The organism is Citrobacter sedlakii (genome assembly GCF_018128425.1).
GTDB classification, from domain to species: Bacteria; Pseudomonadota; Gammaproteobacteria; order Enterobacterales; family Enterobacteriaceae; genus Citrobacter_A; species Citrobacter_A sedlakii.
On the sequence record NZ_CP071070.1, the window covers coordinates 1,683,015 to 1,697,455 of the forward strand.

Genomic DNA, 14,441 nt, shown 5'->3' on the forward strand with positions numbered 1-14,441 from the left:
CGTATTTTTACAGGCAAAATCAAACTCATGCGACTTGATAAATTTATCGCTCAGCAACTCGGCGTCAGCCGCGCTATTGCCGGGCGTGAGATCCGCGCTAACCGTATTACCGTGGATGGTGAGGTTGTCCGCAACGCAGCGTTCAAACTGCTGCCGGAGCACAATGTTGAATATGACGGCAACACGCTGGTCCAGCAGCACGGACCCCGTTACTTCATGCTCAATAAACCGCAGGGCTATGTTTGCTCGACAGACGATCCGGATCATCCGACCGTGCTCTACTTCCTCGATGAGCCGGTTGCGTACAAGTTACATGCCGCAGGACGGCTGGACATAGACACTACCGGTCTGGTGCTGATGACCGACGATGGTCAATGGTCGCACCGCATCACTTCTCCTCGCCATCATTGCGAAAAAACGTACCTTGTCACCCTTGAATCGCCGGTGGCCGACGACACCGCGGATCAATTCGCCAAAGGCGTGCAGTTGCATAACGAGAAAGATCTGACGAAACCGGCAACGCTTGAGATTATTACGCCGACCCAGGTACGTCTGACCATCAGCGAAGGGCGCTATCATCAGGTGAAACGCATGTTCGCCGCGGTCGGTAATCATGTGGTGGCGCTGCACCGTGAGCGGATCGGCGCTATCGCCCTTGATGCTGACCTTGCGCCAGGCGAGTATCGCCCCTTGACTGAAGAAGAAATTGCCAGCGTGGGTTAAGCCCCCGCATTGATATATTCAGGAGCTAATTTGTGACCACCCGGCAGCGTTCGTCCCTTGCCATCGTCTTTATTCTCGGCCTGCTGGCCATGCTGATGCCGCTGTCGATTGACATGTATCTTCCGGCGCTTCCGGTGATCTCGGAACAGTTTGGCGTGCCTGCGGGCAGCGCGCAGATGACGCTGAGCACCTATATCCTTGGTTTTGCGCTGGGTCAGTTGCTGTATGGACCCATGGCGGACAGTCTGGGGCGCAAGCCGGTGATCCTGGGCGGGACGCTGGTGTTCGCGGCAGCGGCGGTGGCCTGTGCGCTGGCGCAAACCATCGATCAGCTCATCGTGATGCGTTTCTTTCACGGTCTGGCGGCAGCCGCGGCCAGCGTGGTGATCAACGCGCTGATGCGCGATATGTATCCAAAAGATGAATTCTCCCGCATGATGTCCTTTGTGATGCTGGTGACCACTATCGCCCCGTTAATGGCGCCGATTATCGGCGGTTGGGTGCTGGTGTGGTTGAGCTGGCATTCTATTTTCTGGATCCTCGCGGTGGCGGCGGTGCTGGCATCGGTAATGATCGCTGTGTTGATCAAAGAGACGCTACCGGTTGAAAAGCGCCAGCCGTTTCATATTCGCACCACGATTGGCAACTTTGCGTCGCTGTTTCGGCATAAGCGTGTGCTGAGCTATATGCTGGCGAGCGGCTTTAGCTTTGCCGGCATGTTCTCCTTCCTGAGCGCCGGGCCTTTCGTTTATATCGAGATTAACCACGTCTCCCCGCAGCACTTTGGCTACTACTTCGCTCTGAATATCGTCTTTTTGTTTATCATGACGATCATTAACAGCCGCTTCGTGCGACGTATCGGCGCGCTGAATATGTTCCGAACGGGATTGTGGATCCAACTGGCAATGGCGGTATGGATGGTGGTTAGCGCGCTGGCAGGGGTCGGGTTCTGGTCGCTGGTGCTGGGCGTGGCTGTCTTTGTCGGCTGCGTATCGATGATCTCTTCCAACGCTATGGCGGTTATTCTTGATGAGTTTCCCCACATGGCGGGAACCGCGTCGTCGCTGGCGGGGACCTTCCGTTTTGGCATTGGCGCGGTGGTAGGCGCATTGCTCTCTCTGGCCACGTTTAACTCGGCGTGGCCGATGATTTGGTCGATCGCGTTTTGTGCGACCTGTTCAATTTTGTTTTACCTCTATGCAAGCCGTCCGAAAAAACGGTGATCGCAGACACAACATGGAAGCCTGCTGGCTTCCTTTGTTGATGTACGTCAACGACAAATCCATCATTTCCCCGATATATGTTTATTTTATGTAAAATCAATTTATGTAAAAAGTCACATCATTGTAGTTAAAAAGGTTGAGTTAGATCGCAGAAACGGGTACATATAGCCCGCGAATGTGTCCCGACACAAAAATTTATTTCACAAAAGCCAAACAGGCCGGGCGGGACAAGGATCGCAACATTGTGCATCTGTTTAAGGACGGATTGTCAATGATGTGTTAATATGGATGTAAATAAATTGTGAAGTAATTGTACTTCCGGGGAAAGAAAGTGACATCATTACAGCTCTCAATCGTACATCGCTTGCCACAGAACTATCGTTGGTCTGCGGGTTTTGCAGGTTCGAAAGTTGAACCGATTCCGCAAAATGGCCAGGCCGTCGAGAATAGCCTGGTGGCGCTCAAACTGCTGAGTCCGGACGGCGACAGCGCATGGCCGGTCATGCATAAACTGAGTCAGGCGCTCAGCGATATCGAAGTGCCATGTTCGGTACTGGAATGTGAAGGCGAGCCGTGCCTGTTCGTGAATCGCCAGGATGAGTTTGCCGCAACCTGCCGCCTGAAAAACTTCGGCGTGGCGATTGCCGAACCGTTCTCCAACAACAATCCGTTTTGAGCGTCAGCTTAGCGCGAGAAGCTGACGCGTATACGCCTGCTGCGGCGCGCTAAAGACGTGCTCGCATTGCCCCTGCTCCACAACCTCTCCCTGTCTCAGCACAATTACCTGATGGCATAACGCGCGAACGACGTGCAGATCGTGGCTGATAAAAATATAGGCCAGGCGATGTTTTGCCTGTAGCGATTTCAGCAGCGCGAGAATTTGCGCCTGTACGGTGCGGTCAAGAGACGAGGTCGGCTCATCAAGAATGATTAGCGATGGTTTCAGTATCAGCGCGCGGGCTATCGCAATACGCTGACGCTGACCGCCGGAAAATTCTGCCGGATAACGGTGACGCGTCTCCGCGTCCAGCCCCACCTCGGCCATTACCGTCATCACCTGTTGCTCACGCTGGTCGGCAGACAGGGCAGGCTGGTGGACGCGCAATCCTTCTTCAATGATTTGAAGCACGTTGAGACGGGGATTCAGCGAGGAGTTCGGATCCTGAAACACTACCTGAATGCGATGCCGCACCGGCAACAGCTCGCGACGCTTTAGAAACTGCAACTGCTGACCGTCAAACTCAATGCTGCCCTGCGAAGAAATCAGGCGCAGCAGCGCAAGGCCGGTGGTGCTTTTGCCTGAACCTGACTCGCCCACCAGTCCCAGCGTTTCGCCCGGGCGCAGGCTAAAGCTGACGCCTTTTACCACATTATTGCGGGCTACCACGCGTTTGAGGACCCCTTTGCGGATCGGAAACGAAACCCGCAAATCGTCGACTTTCAGCAACGGAGACCGTTCAGCGGGCAACGGGACGGGATCCCCCACTGGTTCACTGTTGAGCAAGGTTTGTGTGTAAGGATGCACTGGCGCGTTAAGCAGGATGTCCGCGCTGTTCTGCTCAACGCAGCGACCGTTTTGCATCACCGCCACGCTGTCGGCGAGCTTTTTCACAATGCTCAGGTTATGGGTGATAAACAACATCCCCATATTCAGTTCGTGCTGCAGTTCGCGCAGCAGTTGCAGGATCTGCGCCTGGACCGAAACATCCAGCGCGGTGGTCGGCTCGTCGGCAATCAGCAGCTCCGGTCGCGTCAGTAGCGCCATCGCGATCATCACGCGCTGGCGTTCGCCGCCGGAAAGTTGATGCGGGTAATCACCCAGCCGCTTTGCCGCCTGGCGAATGCCGACGCGGTCGAGACAGCTTAAGATCTCGGCGCGGGCAGCTTCCCGGCGCATACCGCGGTGCAGTGACAGCACTTCATAAAGCTGTTTTTCCAGATTATGCAACGGGTTCAGCGAAACCATCGGCTCCTGAAAAATCATCGCGATCCGGTTGCCGCGCACGCCGCGCAGCGTCTTTTCGTTGGCGTGAAGCAGAGACTCGCCGTGAAAGCGGATGTCGCCGGAAAGATAAACCGTCGGGGGGGAGGGTAACAGGCGAAGAATGGACAGCGCCGTCACGCTCTTGCCGGACCCGGATTCGCCCACCAGCGCCAGCGTTTCACCGGCGTTCACCATCAGCGAAACGTCGTTCACCACGGTGCGAACGTTCTCCTCGCGGCGAAAGCCAACGGTCAGATTGTCAATCGACAGTAACGGTTGCGTCATGTTATATCGCCTTATTCGGATCGAAGGCATCACGGACGGCCTCACCGATGAAGATCAGCAGCGAGAGTAAAATCGCCACCGACAGGAAGGCGGTGATCCCAAGCCAGGGCGCCTGGAGATTATTTTTGCCCTGCAAAAGCAGCTCGCCCAACGAAGGCGATCCCAGCGGTAAACCGAAGCCGAGAAAGTCCAGCGAGGTCAGGGTGGTGATGGAACTGCACAAAATGAACGGCAAAAATGTTAGCGTGGCCACCATCGCGTTGGGCAGCATGTGGCGGAAAATAATACTGCGGTCGCTGACGCCTAGCGCCTGGGCAGCGCGAATGTAGTCGAAATTACGGGTACGTAAAAACTCTGCGCGCACCACGCCCACCAGGCTCATCCAGCCAAACAGCACCGTAATCGCTAACAGCCACCAGAAGTTAGGCTGTACGACGCTTGATAGCAGTATGATCAGAAACAGCGTCGGCATCCCCGACCAGACTTCGATAAACCGCTGTCCCCACAGGTCGACTTTTCCGCCGTAATAGCCCTGTAGCGCACCGGCCAACACACCCATAACGCTTGAGCACAAGGTCAGCATCAGGCCAAACAGAATAGAGATACGGGTGCCGTAGAGGATCCGCGCCAGCACGTCGCCGCCATTAGCGTCTGTACCCAACCAGTTTTGCGCCGACGGTGGCGAAGGGAAGGGGGTGTCGGTGGCGAAGTTGATGCTGTTTGCGCCAAAGCGAACGGGCGCCCAGAGGATCCACCCGCGATGTTCCAGTTGTTGCTTCAGCCATGGGTCCTGGTAGTCCGCTTTTGTCGCCAGCGGCCCGCCGAAATCACTCTCGCTGTAGTTTTTGACCAGCGGGAAGTACCAGCTTCCGTCATAGCGCACCAATAGCGGCTTATCATTCGCCACCAGTTCAGCGCACAGGCTCAGCGCAAACAGGACAAGAAAGATCCATAACGACCAGTAGCCGCGGCGGTTGTGACGAAAACGCGCCCAGCGGGCCTGATTCACGGGGCTTAAACGCGCCATTAACGTCCCTCAAAATCAATACGCGGATCGACCAGCGTATAGCTGATATCGCTAAGGATATTCAGCAGCAGGCCAATCAGGGTGAAGATGTACAGCGTGCCGAACATCACCGGATAGTCGCGGGACACCGTGGCCTCGTAGCCTAAGAGTCCCAGACCATTCAGTGAAAACATCACTTCAATCAGCAGCGAGCCGGTAAAAAACATGCTGATGAAGGTGGCGGGAAAGCCGGCAATCACCAGCAGCATGGCATTACGGAAAACATGCTTCCAGAGAATGTTTTTTTCGCTCACCCCTTTTGCCCTGGCGGTGACCACGTACTGTTTGCGGACTTCATCAAGAAATGAATTTTTTGTCAGCATAGTAAGCGCGGCAAAGCCGCCAATCACCGTGGCCAGTACCGGCAGGGTAATGTGCCACAGATAGTCGGTTATCTTCTGATACCAGGGCAGGGTGTCGAAATTCGCCGAGACCAGCCCACGCAGTGGAAACAGATCGTAGTAGCTGCCGCCGGCAAAGAACACGATCAGCAAAATGGCGAAAAGAAACGCCGGAATGGCGTAGCCGATGATAATGAACGCGCTACTCCAGACGTCAAAGCGGCTGCCGTTATGTACCGCTTTGCGGATCCCCAGCGGAATGGAGACCAGATATATGATCAGCGTGCTCCACAACCCAAGCGTCACCGAAACCGGCAAACTGTCTTTAATGAGCGTCAGCACGGAAGCGCTGCGAAACAGGCTGTCGCCAAAATCGAAGCGGAGATAGTTCCAGAGCATGGTGAAATAACGTTCATGCAGGGGTTTATCAAAGCCGTAGCGTTGGGTGATTTCAGCGATAACTTCCGGGTCGAGCCCGCGGCCGCCCCGGTAGTGACTGTCGCTGATATTGCCGATGCCGGTTTGCGCATGGCTGGCCCGAACGCCCTCGCTCCCCGCGCCAGGGAGCGCCCCAGCCTGGCCAAACTCAATGGCGGCAATCGCCTGGTCTACCGGACCGCCAGGGGCGATCTGCACGATAAAAAAGTTAATGGTGATAATGGCCCACAGCGTCGGGATAACCAGCAGCAGCCGGCGAATCAGATAGGCGCCCATTTACTCTCCCTGTCGTCTGGAGGCGGGCAGTTTTGCCGCGCGATTCACGTCATACCACCAGGTATCCAGGCCCAGAGTATATATGGGGCGGATGGCGGGACGGGAGAACTTATCCCACCAGGCCAGTCTGTCTTCCGCCATATACCACATTGGCAGCATGTAGTAATTCCATGTCAGTACCCGGTCCAGCGCGCGACCAAGTGGAATAAGTTTTTCTTTGTTTCCCTGCGCGGCGATGATTTGCGCGATCAGGCGATCAATTACCGGACTCTTTACGCCGGGCGCATTATAACTGGAGTCAATGTATTCAGAGGCCCATGAGATTTGCAGATCGGAACTTGGCCACGGCATCGCCCGCCACAGACGCGGCATCATATCGTAGTCGCGGCTACGCATACGGTTGGTGATTTGGGAATTATCGACCTGGCGAATATTCATCGTGATGCCCAGGCGCTGAAGATTATGCTGGAACGGTAAAACCCACTGACTGTTGCTGCCTGCGGAGATGAGCAGTTCAAAGATGAGCGGTTTCCCGGTCGCGTTGTTGATCCGCTGCTGGCCTTTCAATACCCAGCCCGCCTCTTTCAGGAGCGCGTCCGCTTTCAGCAGATTTTCTCGATCGTAGCCGTCGCCTTTGGAAACGGGGGGCTGATAGATCTGGCTAAAGATCTCCGGTGGCAGATCCTTTTTCATTGGCGCGAGCAGCACCAGTTCGTCCGCGTCGGGATACGCTCTGGCCGCATACTCGGTATTCTGGAAATAGCTGTTTGCCCGGCTCCAGGCGTTATAAAACAGCGCTTTATTCATCCATTCAAAATCAAAGGCCAGCGTGATGGCTTCGCGGACGCGGCGGTCGCTGAACACCGGACGCTGGATATTAAACGCCAGCCAGCGCGTGTCCTGCGCTGATTCATTCTTCTGCTCGTCTTTGACGATGTACTGTTTATCAAAGTTTTTTCCCACGTAACGCGTCGCCCAGTTTTTCGCGTCGCCTTCCAGACGCAGGTCAAATGCTCCGGCTTTAAACGCTTCGAAAGCCACATTGTCGTCGAGATAATAGTCGTAGCGGATAGTGTCAAAATTCCAGCGCCCGCGGTTCACCGGCAGGTTAGCCGCCCAGTACTCTTTCACCCGCGTATAAACAATGTATTGACCCATTTTCCACTGGCTGATGCGGTAAGGTCCGCTGCTTAACGGCGGCGTCGATAATGGATCGCTGAGCTTATGATCTTTCCAGTAAGACGCCGGCATCACCGGCAGCGAGAACAGGCTGAGCATATCTTCTTTACCTGGCTTCGCTAACACCATCCGCACGGTCAGCGGCGCAATGGCTTTAACGGTCGTGCCTTTGTAAACCAGGCGGAACTGAGGAACGCCTTCGGTCATAAACTTGTGGAAGGTAAAGGCGACGTCTTTTGCCGTAATGGGGGTGCCGTCGTGAAAGCGGGCGCGCGGGTTAATCGTCACTTCCACCCAGGAATAGTCGTCGGCATAGCGAGCGCTCTCGGCAATTAATGGGTAGTAGCTGCCTGGCTCATCGTCCGACGTGGTGAACAGCGTGTCGTAAAGCTGCTCGGTACGCGCGCCGGGGTTGCCGCGCAGGGCATAACGATTGAAATTGTCAAAGGTGCCGATGGCGGAAAGGGTGATCTGTCCCCCTTTCGGCGCGGCCGGATTAACGTAATCAAAATGATCGAAATTAAAGGCGTATCGTGGCTCGCCCAGAACGGAAAAAGCATAGCTCTCTTTAATTGTCTGGGCCTGGATGCTAAAGGCCATTGACAGAACAATCAGCAGCAATACGCGAACAATCATTTGCAACGGGATTCCTTATCGTGACTGCCTGTCAGCGCAGGCAAGGGAATAATAGGGCAGGCTGTGCGTATTGTGAATCCGAGTTTGCGTATTACCTCTTCAGCGTAGGGGGCTCTGACACCCAGCGCACAAAATCGTCGAGCGGCAGCGGTCGGCTGATCCAGTAGCCCTGGAGGAAGCGAACGCCTCTGTCACGCAGCCATTTCGCCTGCTCGGGTGTTTCCACGCCTTCGGCCACAGTCATCATATTAAGGCGTTTCGCAAGGGTGAGCACGGCGTCAAGCACCGGTGAAGTGACCGTTTCCATACCGATCGCGTGAATAAAGCCGCGATCGATCTTCAGATAATCCAGGGTGTAACGCTCCAGATAAATAAGCGCGCTGTGTCCAGTACCAAAGTCGTCGATTGCGATTTCAAAGCCTGCGTTGTGCAGCCATTCAAACAATTGCGCGGCTTCGTGCTGCTGGAGCATGTCGCGTTCGGTAATTTCAAGCACCAACTGAAAATGATTTGGCGGCATCGCGGCAGCCAGCTGGCGCACATCGTCTTTAAAACTGCTGCTGTGCAGATGGTCTGGCGCGATATTGATGCCAAATTTCGCCCCCACGGGCAAAACGGCTTGTAAGGCAGGCGCGTCGCGTGCGATCAGCCTGAACAGATGCTGCGTCAGCGGCACGATCATCTGCTGCGCTTCAGCGTAATTGATAAACGCATCGGGGGGAATTTCCCCGGCGGTTGGATGCTTCCAGCGGAGCAGTACTTCGAGGCCGGTCACGCGCAGGGTTTGCGTATCGACCACCGGTTGATACACCACGTAGAACTGATCGCGTTTAATGCCGATCAGGATCTCCCTGCCGGGGCGCAGGCGCAGAGACAGAATGTAATAACAGAGCAAACCGGCGATGCTGCCGCCCATGCCGCCAAGCAGCAGGGCATACCACAATTCCGGCCAGGTCCAGTTGGTTGCGTACAGACGAATCGTCATCGGCACACCGTCGATTTTGGCTTCACGTATCGGGTTATCGCCCAGCTCGTTTAGGGTCAGCAAATGGTCGGAAAAGGTGGAAAGCGCGTTGTTGCCGACGATAATCGCCACACCGTCAAATTCCTCCTGCCTTGCGGTATAGAGCAGGTAAGGGGTGAGATTGATATTCAGTGAGGTGAATACGCCGCTGTTAACCAACAAAGGATTACGATACCAGATCGCCATGGCCGGTTTATTGGGCATCATGGGCGTACCCGGCAGGAGCGCCATATCAATGTCTTTGCTGATATCAATTGCGGGCACCAGTTCGTTCAGCAGCGTATCCATCGCGCCGGTCGCCGAGGAGCAAAAGGCTTTTTTTTCCTTCACCAGAAGAAATGCACGTACGTTCAGACTAAACGCGGCGCGGGAGGTCAGCTCTGAGCCCACCTGCTCACAGGTGTTCAGGGTGAACGGCTGAAGGACATCAGACGTGGTTTTCAGGTCAGCAAAATAGCTGTCAAGATAATGCTGAATGTCGGAAATTAAGGTGTCGTATTTAACTTCTCGTTTATGCCACGCCATCAGAAATTGCAGGCTGCTGATAAACAGGGCAACGATGACCCCGGTAACCAGACAGGTCAAGATGATTTTTCGACCAGACGTTAAGACGCGAGTGAACATGATACCGGGTTTGACCTTACGGTTGCCGCTGATGGCGAAAATGACGTAATTACAAGACTATAGCCTGGATTGCTTCGGCGAGACATATTTTTCCCCAATACGGGCGGGGGACAGGGCAAAAAAAAGCACCGCCGAAGCGGTGCCTGCAATGTGTTCCGGAGTCTCGTCAGGATAGCCAAGGGATAGCAACCTCACGATTAACTGCGGGTAAGAACCCGACGCGCTTCGTTGTAGCGCTTTTTCCAGTACGGCTCGTTCATGCTGGAGATAATGACGCCGCTGCTGGTGGAAGCATGGACAAACTGGTTATTACCAATGTAGATCCCCACATGACGACCTGTTGATCCTGCGCGAAACAGAACCAGATCGCCGGTACGCAGATTGCTGCGTGACACCGATTTGCCGGTTTCCTGCTGTTCGTAGGTGGAGCGTGGAAGCTCTAAACCAAACTGTTCCCGGAATGTACGCTGTACAAAACTGGAACAATCAATGCCTTTCTTGGAGGTGCCGCCGAGACGATAACGCACGCCTTTCCAGTCGGCATACTGATCCATAATCCGCGATTTTACATCGAGGTTACGCACCATACTCTCAAATTCATCCTGAGAAGCTTGCAGTGAAGAAGTCTCCTGACTCACACCAAGCGTCTCAGAATGCACATTCTTTGCGGTGTTGGATGGCGTACTACATGCCGAAAGCAGTACCGCTACTGCTACCGCGGGGATCCCGCGCAAGATATATCTCAAGAACGGTTGAGATTTGACCATTTTGTGTGTTTTCCCTTGAAGTCCTTAACGATAAATATCGTTATAAAAAATGCCAAACGTGACGAGACTAATTACCAGCGCACAATGAGACAATTCTTTAAGCACAAAAGTGTGGCAGAACGCACAAATTTATTCGCGGCAAGAATAATTCCCTGGCGAGGCAAAACGAGTCCGAGGTTACCGTAATGCAACAGGCTTTGCGAGCGATTTTATCTGAATTTTTATAAGAAATTGTGATAGGGAAAGTGAATAAACGGGATTGGTTAAATTAAGTACAAAAAGAGGGCAATATACGCAACTTACTCATTCATAACAGGAATAATGTGACAGGAAAATGACAATAATAAAGATAAATTTACCTTGCACATCAGCAGAGGGATAAGCAAACCCCCTGATGATGTTAATCACTTTAATTTATTTGTTTAAAACTTGTTTGTTTTGACCGGGAAGATAATGGTCGAACAGTCCAATCAGCCGATCGCTTAATGGTGTCATCAGGCACCAGGGCAGCCCAATCAACACCACGGTCAATGATCCAACGACGATATCGGTCAGCCAGTGGGCGCCAATCATCACGCGCGGAAAAGCAAAAACCAGCGCAATAAGCAGGCCGATCGCGCCAGCGGTTTTGCCGAAATAGCGCAGCATAAAGGCGGCGAAAATAAGCAGCATCATGCCGTGATCGCCAGGAAAACTGTCGCGCGATGCATCTTTCGTCGGAATATGCAGCAGCTCGCTGACGCGATAAATGTGTTCAAAGCTGAGCGTTGGGCTGGCGCGTTTGACGGGCAGCAGCGCCTGGCCCAATTGATTGAGAATCACGGCGGTAAGCAGCATCACCAGACCTGTCATGACGATGCGACGGCGACCCGCAGGGGTCTCTTTCAGCCAAAAACTGAGCATCAGACAGCCCATCGCCAGCAGCGAACAGCCGTCAAACGCGCGGTTATTGGTGAGCGCGACCAGCCACAGAAATGCGCGGCTTTCTACCAGCTTTTGATTAAAGAAGTGGAAAATGCTGGAATCGGCGGTGGACCAGATTCCGTGCTGAGCAGGAAGATACCAGCTCATGAATAAGGCCAGGCCTGCCGCGTTCAGCAGAAGTATCAGGGACAACCGGGTTTTCATAGTGACATCTTTTCGCTGTTTATTGGCGGCAGACAACCTTACGCGTGGTCAGCTAAACGAAGCTTCAACAATGCGGACTGCAGCGCATTCCAGTCGGCATCACGACTGGAAATCAGCTCAATGCGGCTATCCGGCGGGGCAACGTTTTGCGTTTCAATATGCAGATCGTCACCCTGGCGATTAATACGCACCAGCCCTTCCGGGATGCGCATCACCCCTTTCACCCGTCCAACCGGCGCCAGCCGCGCCCATTCCAGCAGGCCAATGGTGTCGAAAACGGTATCGGCATCGAAAATCCAGCCGCAGGCCTGGTGCCCCTGTCCACTGTTGAGGCTGCGTCGCCACCGCTGCTGGGCGGGCAGACTCAGCGCCGCGAGTCCTCGTTTTTCCGGATGGCTGTGCGAGTGCGCTTCGCTGGCGGGGAGCGCTTTCAGGTTAAGGCGGGGTAAATCCAGCAACTGAGCGTCAATTTGTCCGTGATCGGCGTGAACGAGCTGGCGATTGTCGCCATTTTGCCGCCACCAGGCGTCCAGCGCTCGCGTGCTCTCTGCGCTTGCTCGATCGCTTTTATTCGCCACCACGATATCCGCTGCGGCCAACTGGTCGCGGAAATTCTCATTGGCAACGGTTTTTTCATCCAGTAGCAGGCGTGGGTCGAGAAGACATAAGGTGGCGCGTAAGTCGATCCACGGCTCGTATACCGGCGCGGTAAGCAGGTCGAGGATCTGTTTTGGATGACCCAGCCCCGTTGGTTCAATCAGCAGCCGATCCGGCTTTCCCTGACGCAGCAGGGTATTCAGGCCAACCTGCATCGGTAAGCCGTTAACGCAACACATGCAGCCGCCGGGAATTTCTTTCAGCAATGCGCCGCTGTCCGCGAGTAGCGCGCCGTCGATACCGACCTCGCCGAACTCATTAACCAGCACCGCCCATTTTTCTGCGGGATCTTTGTGCGCTAACAGATGAAGGATGGAGGTGGTTTTTCCGCTTCCCAGAAAACCAGTGATGAGGTTAGTTTTGGTCACGCCTGCTCCAGAACGATATGCCGTAACGATTTGCATTAATCCTGGCGAAAAAAAGCGGAAAAGAGAAGGGCGGGGCGAACGAACGCGGCATTCGTTCGCCTTAATGGCAGAAATTGTTAAATTTTTAACGTACTGATGACCGCCTGATGCGCGCCGTGCCGGGCAAGATGCTGCCAGGCTGTTTCAATAGCCTGCACAAAAACAGGGTTTTTCGGCAGGTCGCTACCAAAAACTTCCTGTAAAGTGAGCAGGTTTGCCACCTTCTCGTTTTCACCCACGTTGGCGACGAGCAGACGAATTTTGTCGCTCAGCGGATCGCGAACGTCAATTGGCGCGCCCGCGTCGTCAACGCCGCACACATAGCGCATCCAACCCGCGATGCCCAGCGCCAGCAGTGGCCATGCGCTGCCGCGTTCAAGGTGAATTCGAACCCCCGCCAGCATGCGTTGCGGCAGTTTTTGACTGCCGTCCATCGCGATTTGCCAGGTTTTGTGCTTCAGCGCCGGATTGGCGAAACGGGCGATCAGGCTTCCGGCATAGCGCTGCAGATCGACATCGGTAATGCTCAGCGTGGGTGCCTGTTCGCGCATCATCAGTTGATACGCGGCTTCACGGAAGGCCTCGTCCTGCATACATTCGCTGATATGCTGAAATCCGGACAGGTAACCCAGATACGCGAGGAATGAGTGGCTGCCGTTCAGCATTCGCAGCTTCATCTCTTCCCAGGGCCGGACATCGGTGACCAACTGAACGCCCGCGGTTTCCCATGCCGGGCGCCCGGCGACGAAGCGATCTTCAATGACCCACTGGATAAACGGCTCGCAGCTGATGCCGCACGGGTCGGCAACGCCCAGCGCCCGGGAGATTTCATCCAGCGTTTCGTCTGTGGCGGCGGGGACAATCCGGTCAACCATCGTCCCGGGAAAGCTGACATGCTCGCGGATCCACATTGCCAGCGCCGGATCGCGCTTTTCGGCCATTCCCAGCACCGCGTTTTTTACCACATGACCGTTGTCAGGAATGTTATCGCAGGACAGTACGGTAAAAGGGAGTAGCCCCCGCTCACGACGGCGGGACAACGCTTCGACCAGAATGCCCGGCGCGGAATGCGGCTCACCCGGTGAGTCAATGTCGTGCCGGATACGGGGATGGGTCAGATCGAGCGTGCCGGTAGCGGGGTCAATGCAGTAGCCTTTCTCAGTGATAGTCAGCGAGACAATCGCCACCTGCGGCTCGCAAAATTTTTCAATAATCGCGGTCAGCGAGTCGAGCTTTGCGTTCAGACATTCATGGACAGCGCCGATAACGATCGCCTGGTTGCCGTTCGCGCCTTTCTCCAGCACGGTATATAAATGATCCTGAGCGCGGAGCTGACTCATCAGCCTGTCGCCGCTGAACAAGCTGATCTCACAAATGCCCCAGTCGCCGCCTTGCGCATTCAGTACCCGGTCGGTAAGTAGCGCCTGATGGGCGCGATGAAACGCGCCGAAACCGAAATGGACGATACGCGAGGCGAGTCGGCTGCGGTCATACTGCGGCGTCCGGACGCTATCGGGCAGGATGGCTGAGGCAATAGTAGTCATTTTTTATACACCTGATTAACGATAAATTAACAGGCTCAGTGTAAAGTTATATGACAACAAATTGAATTGGTAAGCCGAATTATTCCAGGGAATGTGAGCTGGATCAATCAATGATGCGGCCCTGATTGATCGGAGATGA

At 54.6% G+C, this 14,441-nt stretch carries 12 protein-coding genes; 3 read left to right on the forward strand and 9 right to left on the reverse strand.

Annotated features, from left to right (window positions below; all coding sequences use genetic code 11):
* Positions 1 to 27: 27 nt before the first annotated feature.
* The 3 genes from rsuA (at position 28) to JY391_RS07970 (ending at position 2,622) form a co-directional block, all read left to right on the forward strand.
* A complete protein-coding gene (gene rsuA, locus JY391_RS07960) occupies positions 28 to 723 on the forward strand; it encodes a 16S rRNA pseudouridine(516) synthase RsuA (protein WP_200034422.1) in 696 nt (231 codons plus the stop codon).
* A 32-nt stretch (positions 724 to 755) separates the two neighbouring features.
* Positions 756 to 1,946: a Bcr/CflA family multidrug efflux MFS transporter gene (locus JY391_RS07965; protein WP_042284577.1), complete on the forward strand. Its 1,191-nt coding sequence runs from the start codon at positions 756 to 758 to the stop codon at positions 1,944 to 1,946.
* A gap of 331 nt (positions 1,947 to 2,277) precedes the next feature.
* On the forward strand, positions 2,278 to 2,622 hold the full coding sequence (locus JY391_RS07970; protein WP_042284574.1) for a YejG family protein: 345 nt from the start codon (positions 2,278 to 2,280) through the stop codon (positions 2,620 to 2,622).
* 3 nt (positions 2,623 to 2,625) lie between these two features.
* Here JY391_RS07970 and yejF read toward each other — a convergent pair whose 3' ends face one another.
* The 9 genes from yejF to JY391_RS08015 all read right to left on the reverse strand — a co-directional run bounded on the left by yejF (position 2,626) and on the right by JY391_RS08015 (position 14,302).
* Positions 2,626 to 4,215 (reverse strand): microcin C ABC transporter ATP-binding protein YejF, encoded by a 1,590-nt coding sequence (yejF, locus tag JY391_RS07975; protein WP_211935524.1) that lies wholly within the window; start codon positions 4,213 to 4,215, stop codon positions 2,626 to 2,628.
* Between the two features lies 1 nt (position 4,216).
* On the reverse strand, positions 4,217 to 5,242 hold the full coding sequence (locus tag JY391_RS07980) for an ABC transporter permease (protein ID WP_181822887.1): 1,026 nt from the start codon (positions 5,240 to 5,242) through the stop codon (positions 4,217 to 4,219).
* The gene (locus tag JY391_RS07985) at positions 5,242 to 6,336 is read right to left on the reverse strand and encodes a microcin C ABC transporter permease YejB (RefSeq protein ID WP_181822888.1); all 1,095 of its coding nucleotides are present in this window, start codon (positions 6,334 to 6,336) and stop codon (positions 5,242 to 5,244) included. The genes JY391_RS07980 and JY391_RS07985 overlap by 1 nt, the downstream gene beginning before the upstream one ends.
* A complete protein-coding gene (locus JY391_RS07990) occupies positions 6,337 to 8,151 on the reverse strand; it encodes an extracellular solute-binding protein (protein WP_211935525.1) in 1,815 nt (604 codons plus the stop codon).
* Positions 8,152 to 8,242: 91 nt separating this feature from the next.
* Positions 8,243 to 9,799 (reverse strand): cyclic di-GMP phosphodiesterase, encoded by a 1,557-nt coding sequence (locus JY391_RS07995; RefSeq protein WP_042284559.1) that lies wholly within the window; start codon positions 9,797 to 9,799, stop codon positions 8,243 to 8,245.
* Positions 9,800 to 9,996: 197 nt separating this feature from the next.
* Complete coding sequence (gene mepS / locus JY391_RS08000; protein WP_042284555.1) at positions 9,997 to 10,566, reverse strand: bifunctional murein DD-endopeptidase/murein LD-carboxypeptidase; 570 nt, start codon at positions 10,564 to 10,566, stop codon at positions 9,997 to 9,999.
* A gap of 414 nt (positions 10,567 to 10,980) precedes the next feature.
* A complete protein-coding gene (locus JY391_RS08005) occupies positions 10,981 to 11,694 on the reverse strand; it encodes a phosphatase PAP2 family protein (protein WP_211935526.1) in 714 nt (237 codons plus the stop codon).
* A 38-nt stretch (positions 11,695 to 11,732) separates the two neighbouring features.
* Positions 11,733 to 12,719, reverse strand: coding sequence for a CobW family GTP-binding protein (locus JY391_RS08010; RefSeq protein WP_211935527.1), 987 nt, complete (start codon positions 12,717 to 12,719; stop codon positions 11,733 to 11,735).
* Between the two features lie 116 nt (positions 12,720 to 12,835).
* Positions 12,836 to 14,302, reverse strand: coding sequence for a mannitol dehydrogenase family protein (locus JY391_RS08015; RefSeq protein ID WP_042284548.1), 1,467 nt, complete (start codon positions 14,300 to 14,302; stop codon positions 12,836 to 12,838).
* Between the last annotated feature and the right edge of the window lie 139 nt (positions 14,303 to 14,441).

Bases quoted from the DNA above. Each gene is read 5' to 3' on its own strand.
- JY391_RS07995 (WP_042284559.1), bottom strand. From the start codon at position 9,799: ATGTTCACTCGCGTCTTAACGTCTGGTCGAAAAATCATCTTGACCTGT.
- JY391_RS08005 (WP_211935526.1), bottom strand. From the start codon at position 11,694: ATGAAAACCCGGTTGTCCCTGATACTTCTGCTGAACGCGGCAGGCCTG.
- JY391_RS07985 (WP_181822888.1), bottom strand. From the start codon at position 6,336: ATGGGCGCCTATCTGATTCGCCGGCTGCTGCTGGTTATCCCGACGCTG.
- mepS (WP_042284555.1), bottom strand. From the start codon at position 10,566: ATGGTCAAATCTCAACCGTTCTTGAGATATATCTTGCGCGGGATCCCC.
- JY391_RS08015 (WP_042284548.1), bottom strand. From the start codon at position 14,302: ATGACTACTATTGCCTCAGCCATCCTGCCCGATAGCGTCCGGACGCCG.
- JY391_RS07980 (WP_181822887.1), bottom strand. From the start codon at position 5,242: ATGGCGCGTTTAAGCCCCGTGAATCAGGCCCGCTGGGCGCGTTTTCGT.
- yejF (WP_211935524.1), bottom strand. From the start codon at position 4,215: ATGACGCAACCGTTACTGTCGATTGACAATCTGACCGTTGGCTTTCGC.
- JY391_RS07990 (WP_211935525.1), bottom strand. From the start codon at position 8,151: ATGATTGTTCGCGTATTGCTGCTGATTGTTCTGTCAATGGCCTTTAGC.
- rsuA (WP_200034422.1), top strand. From the start codon at position 28: ATGCGACTTGATAAATTTATCGCTCAGCAACTCGGCGTCAGCCGCGCT.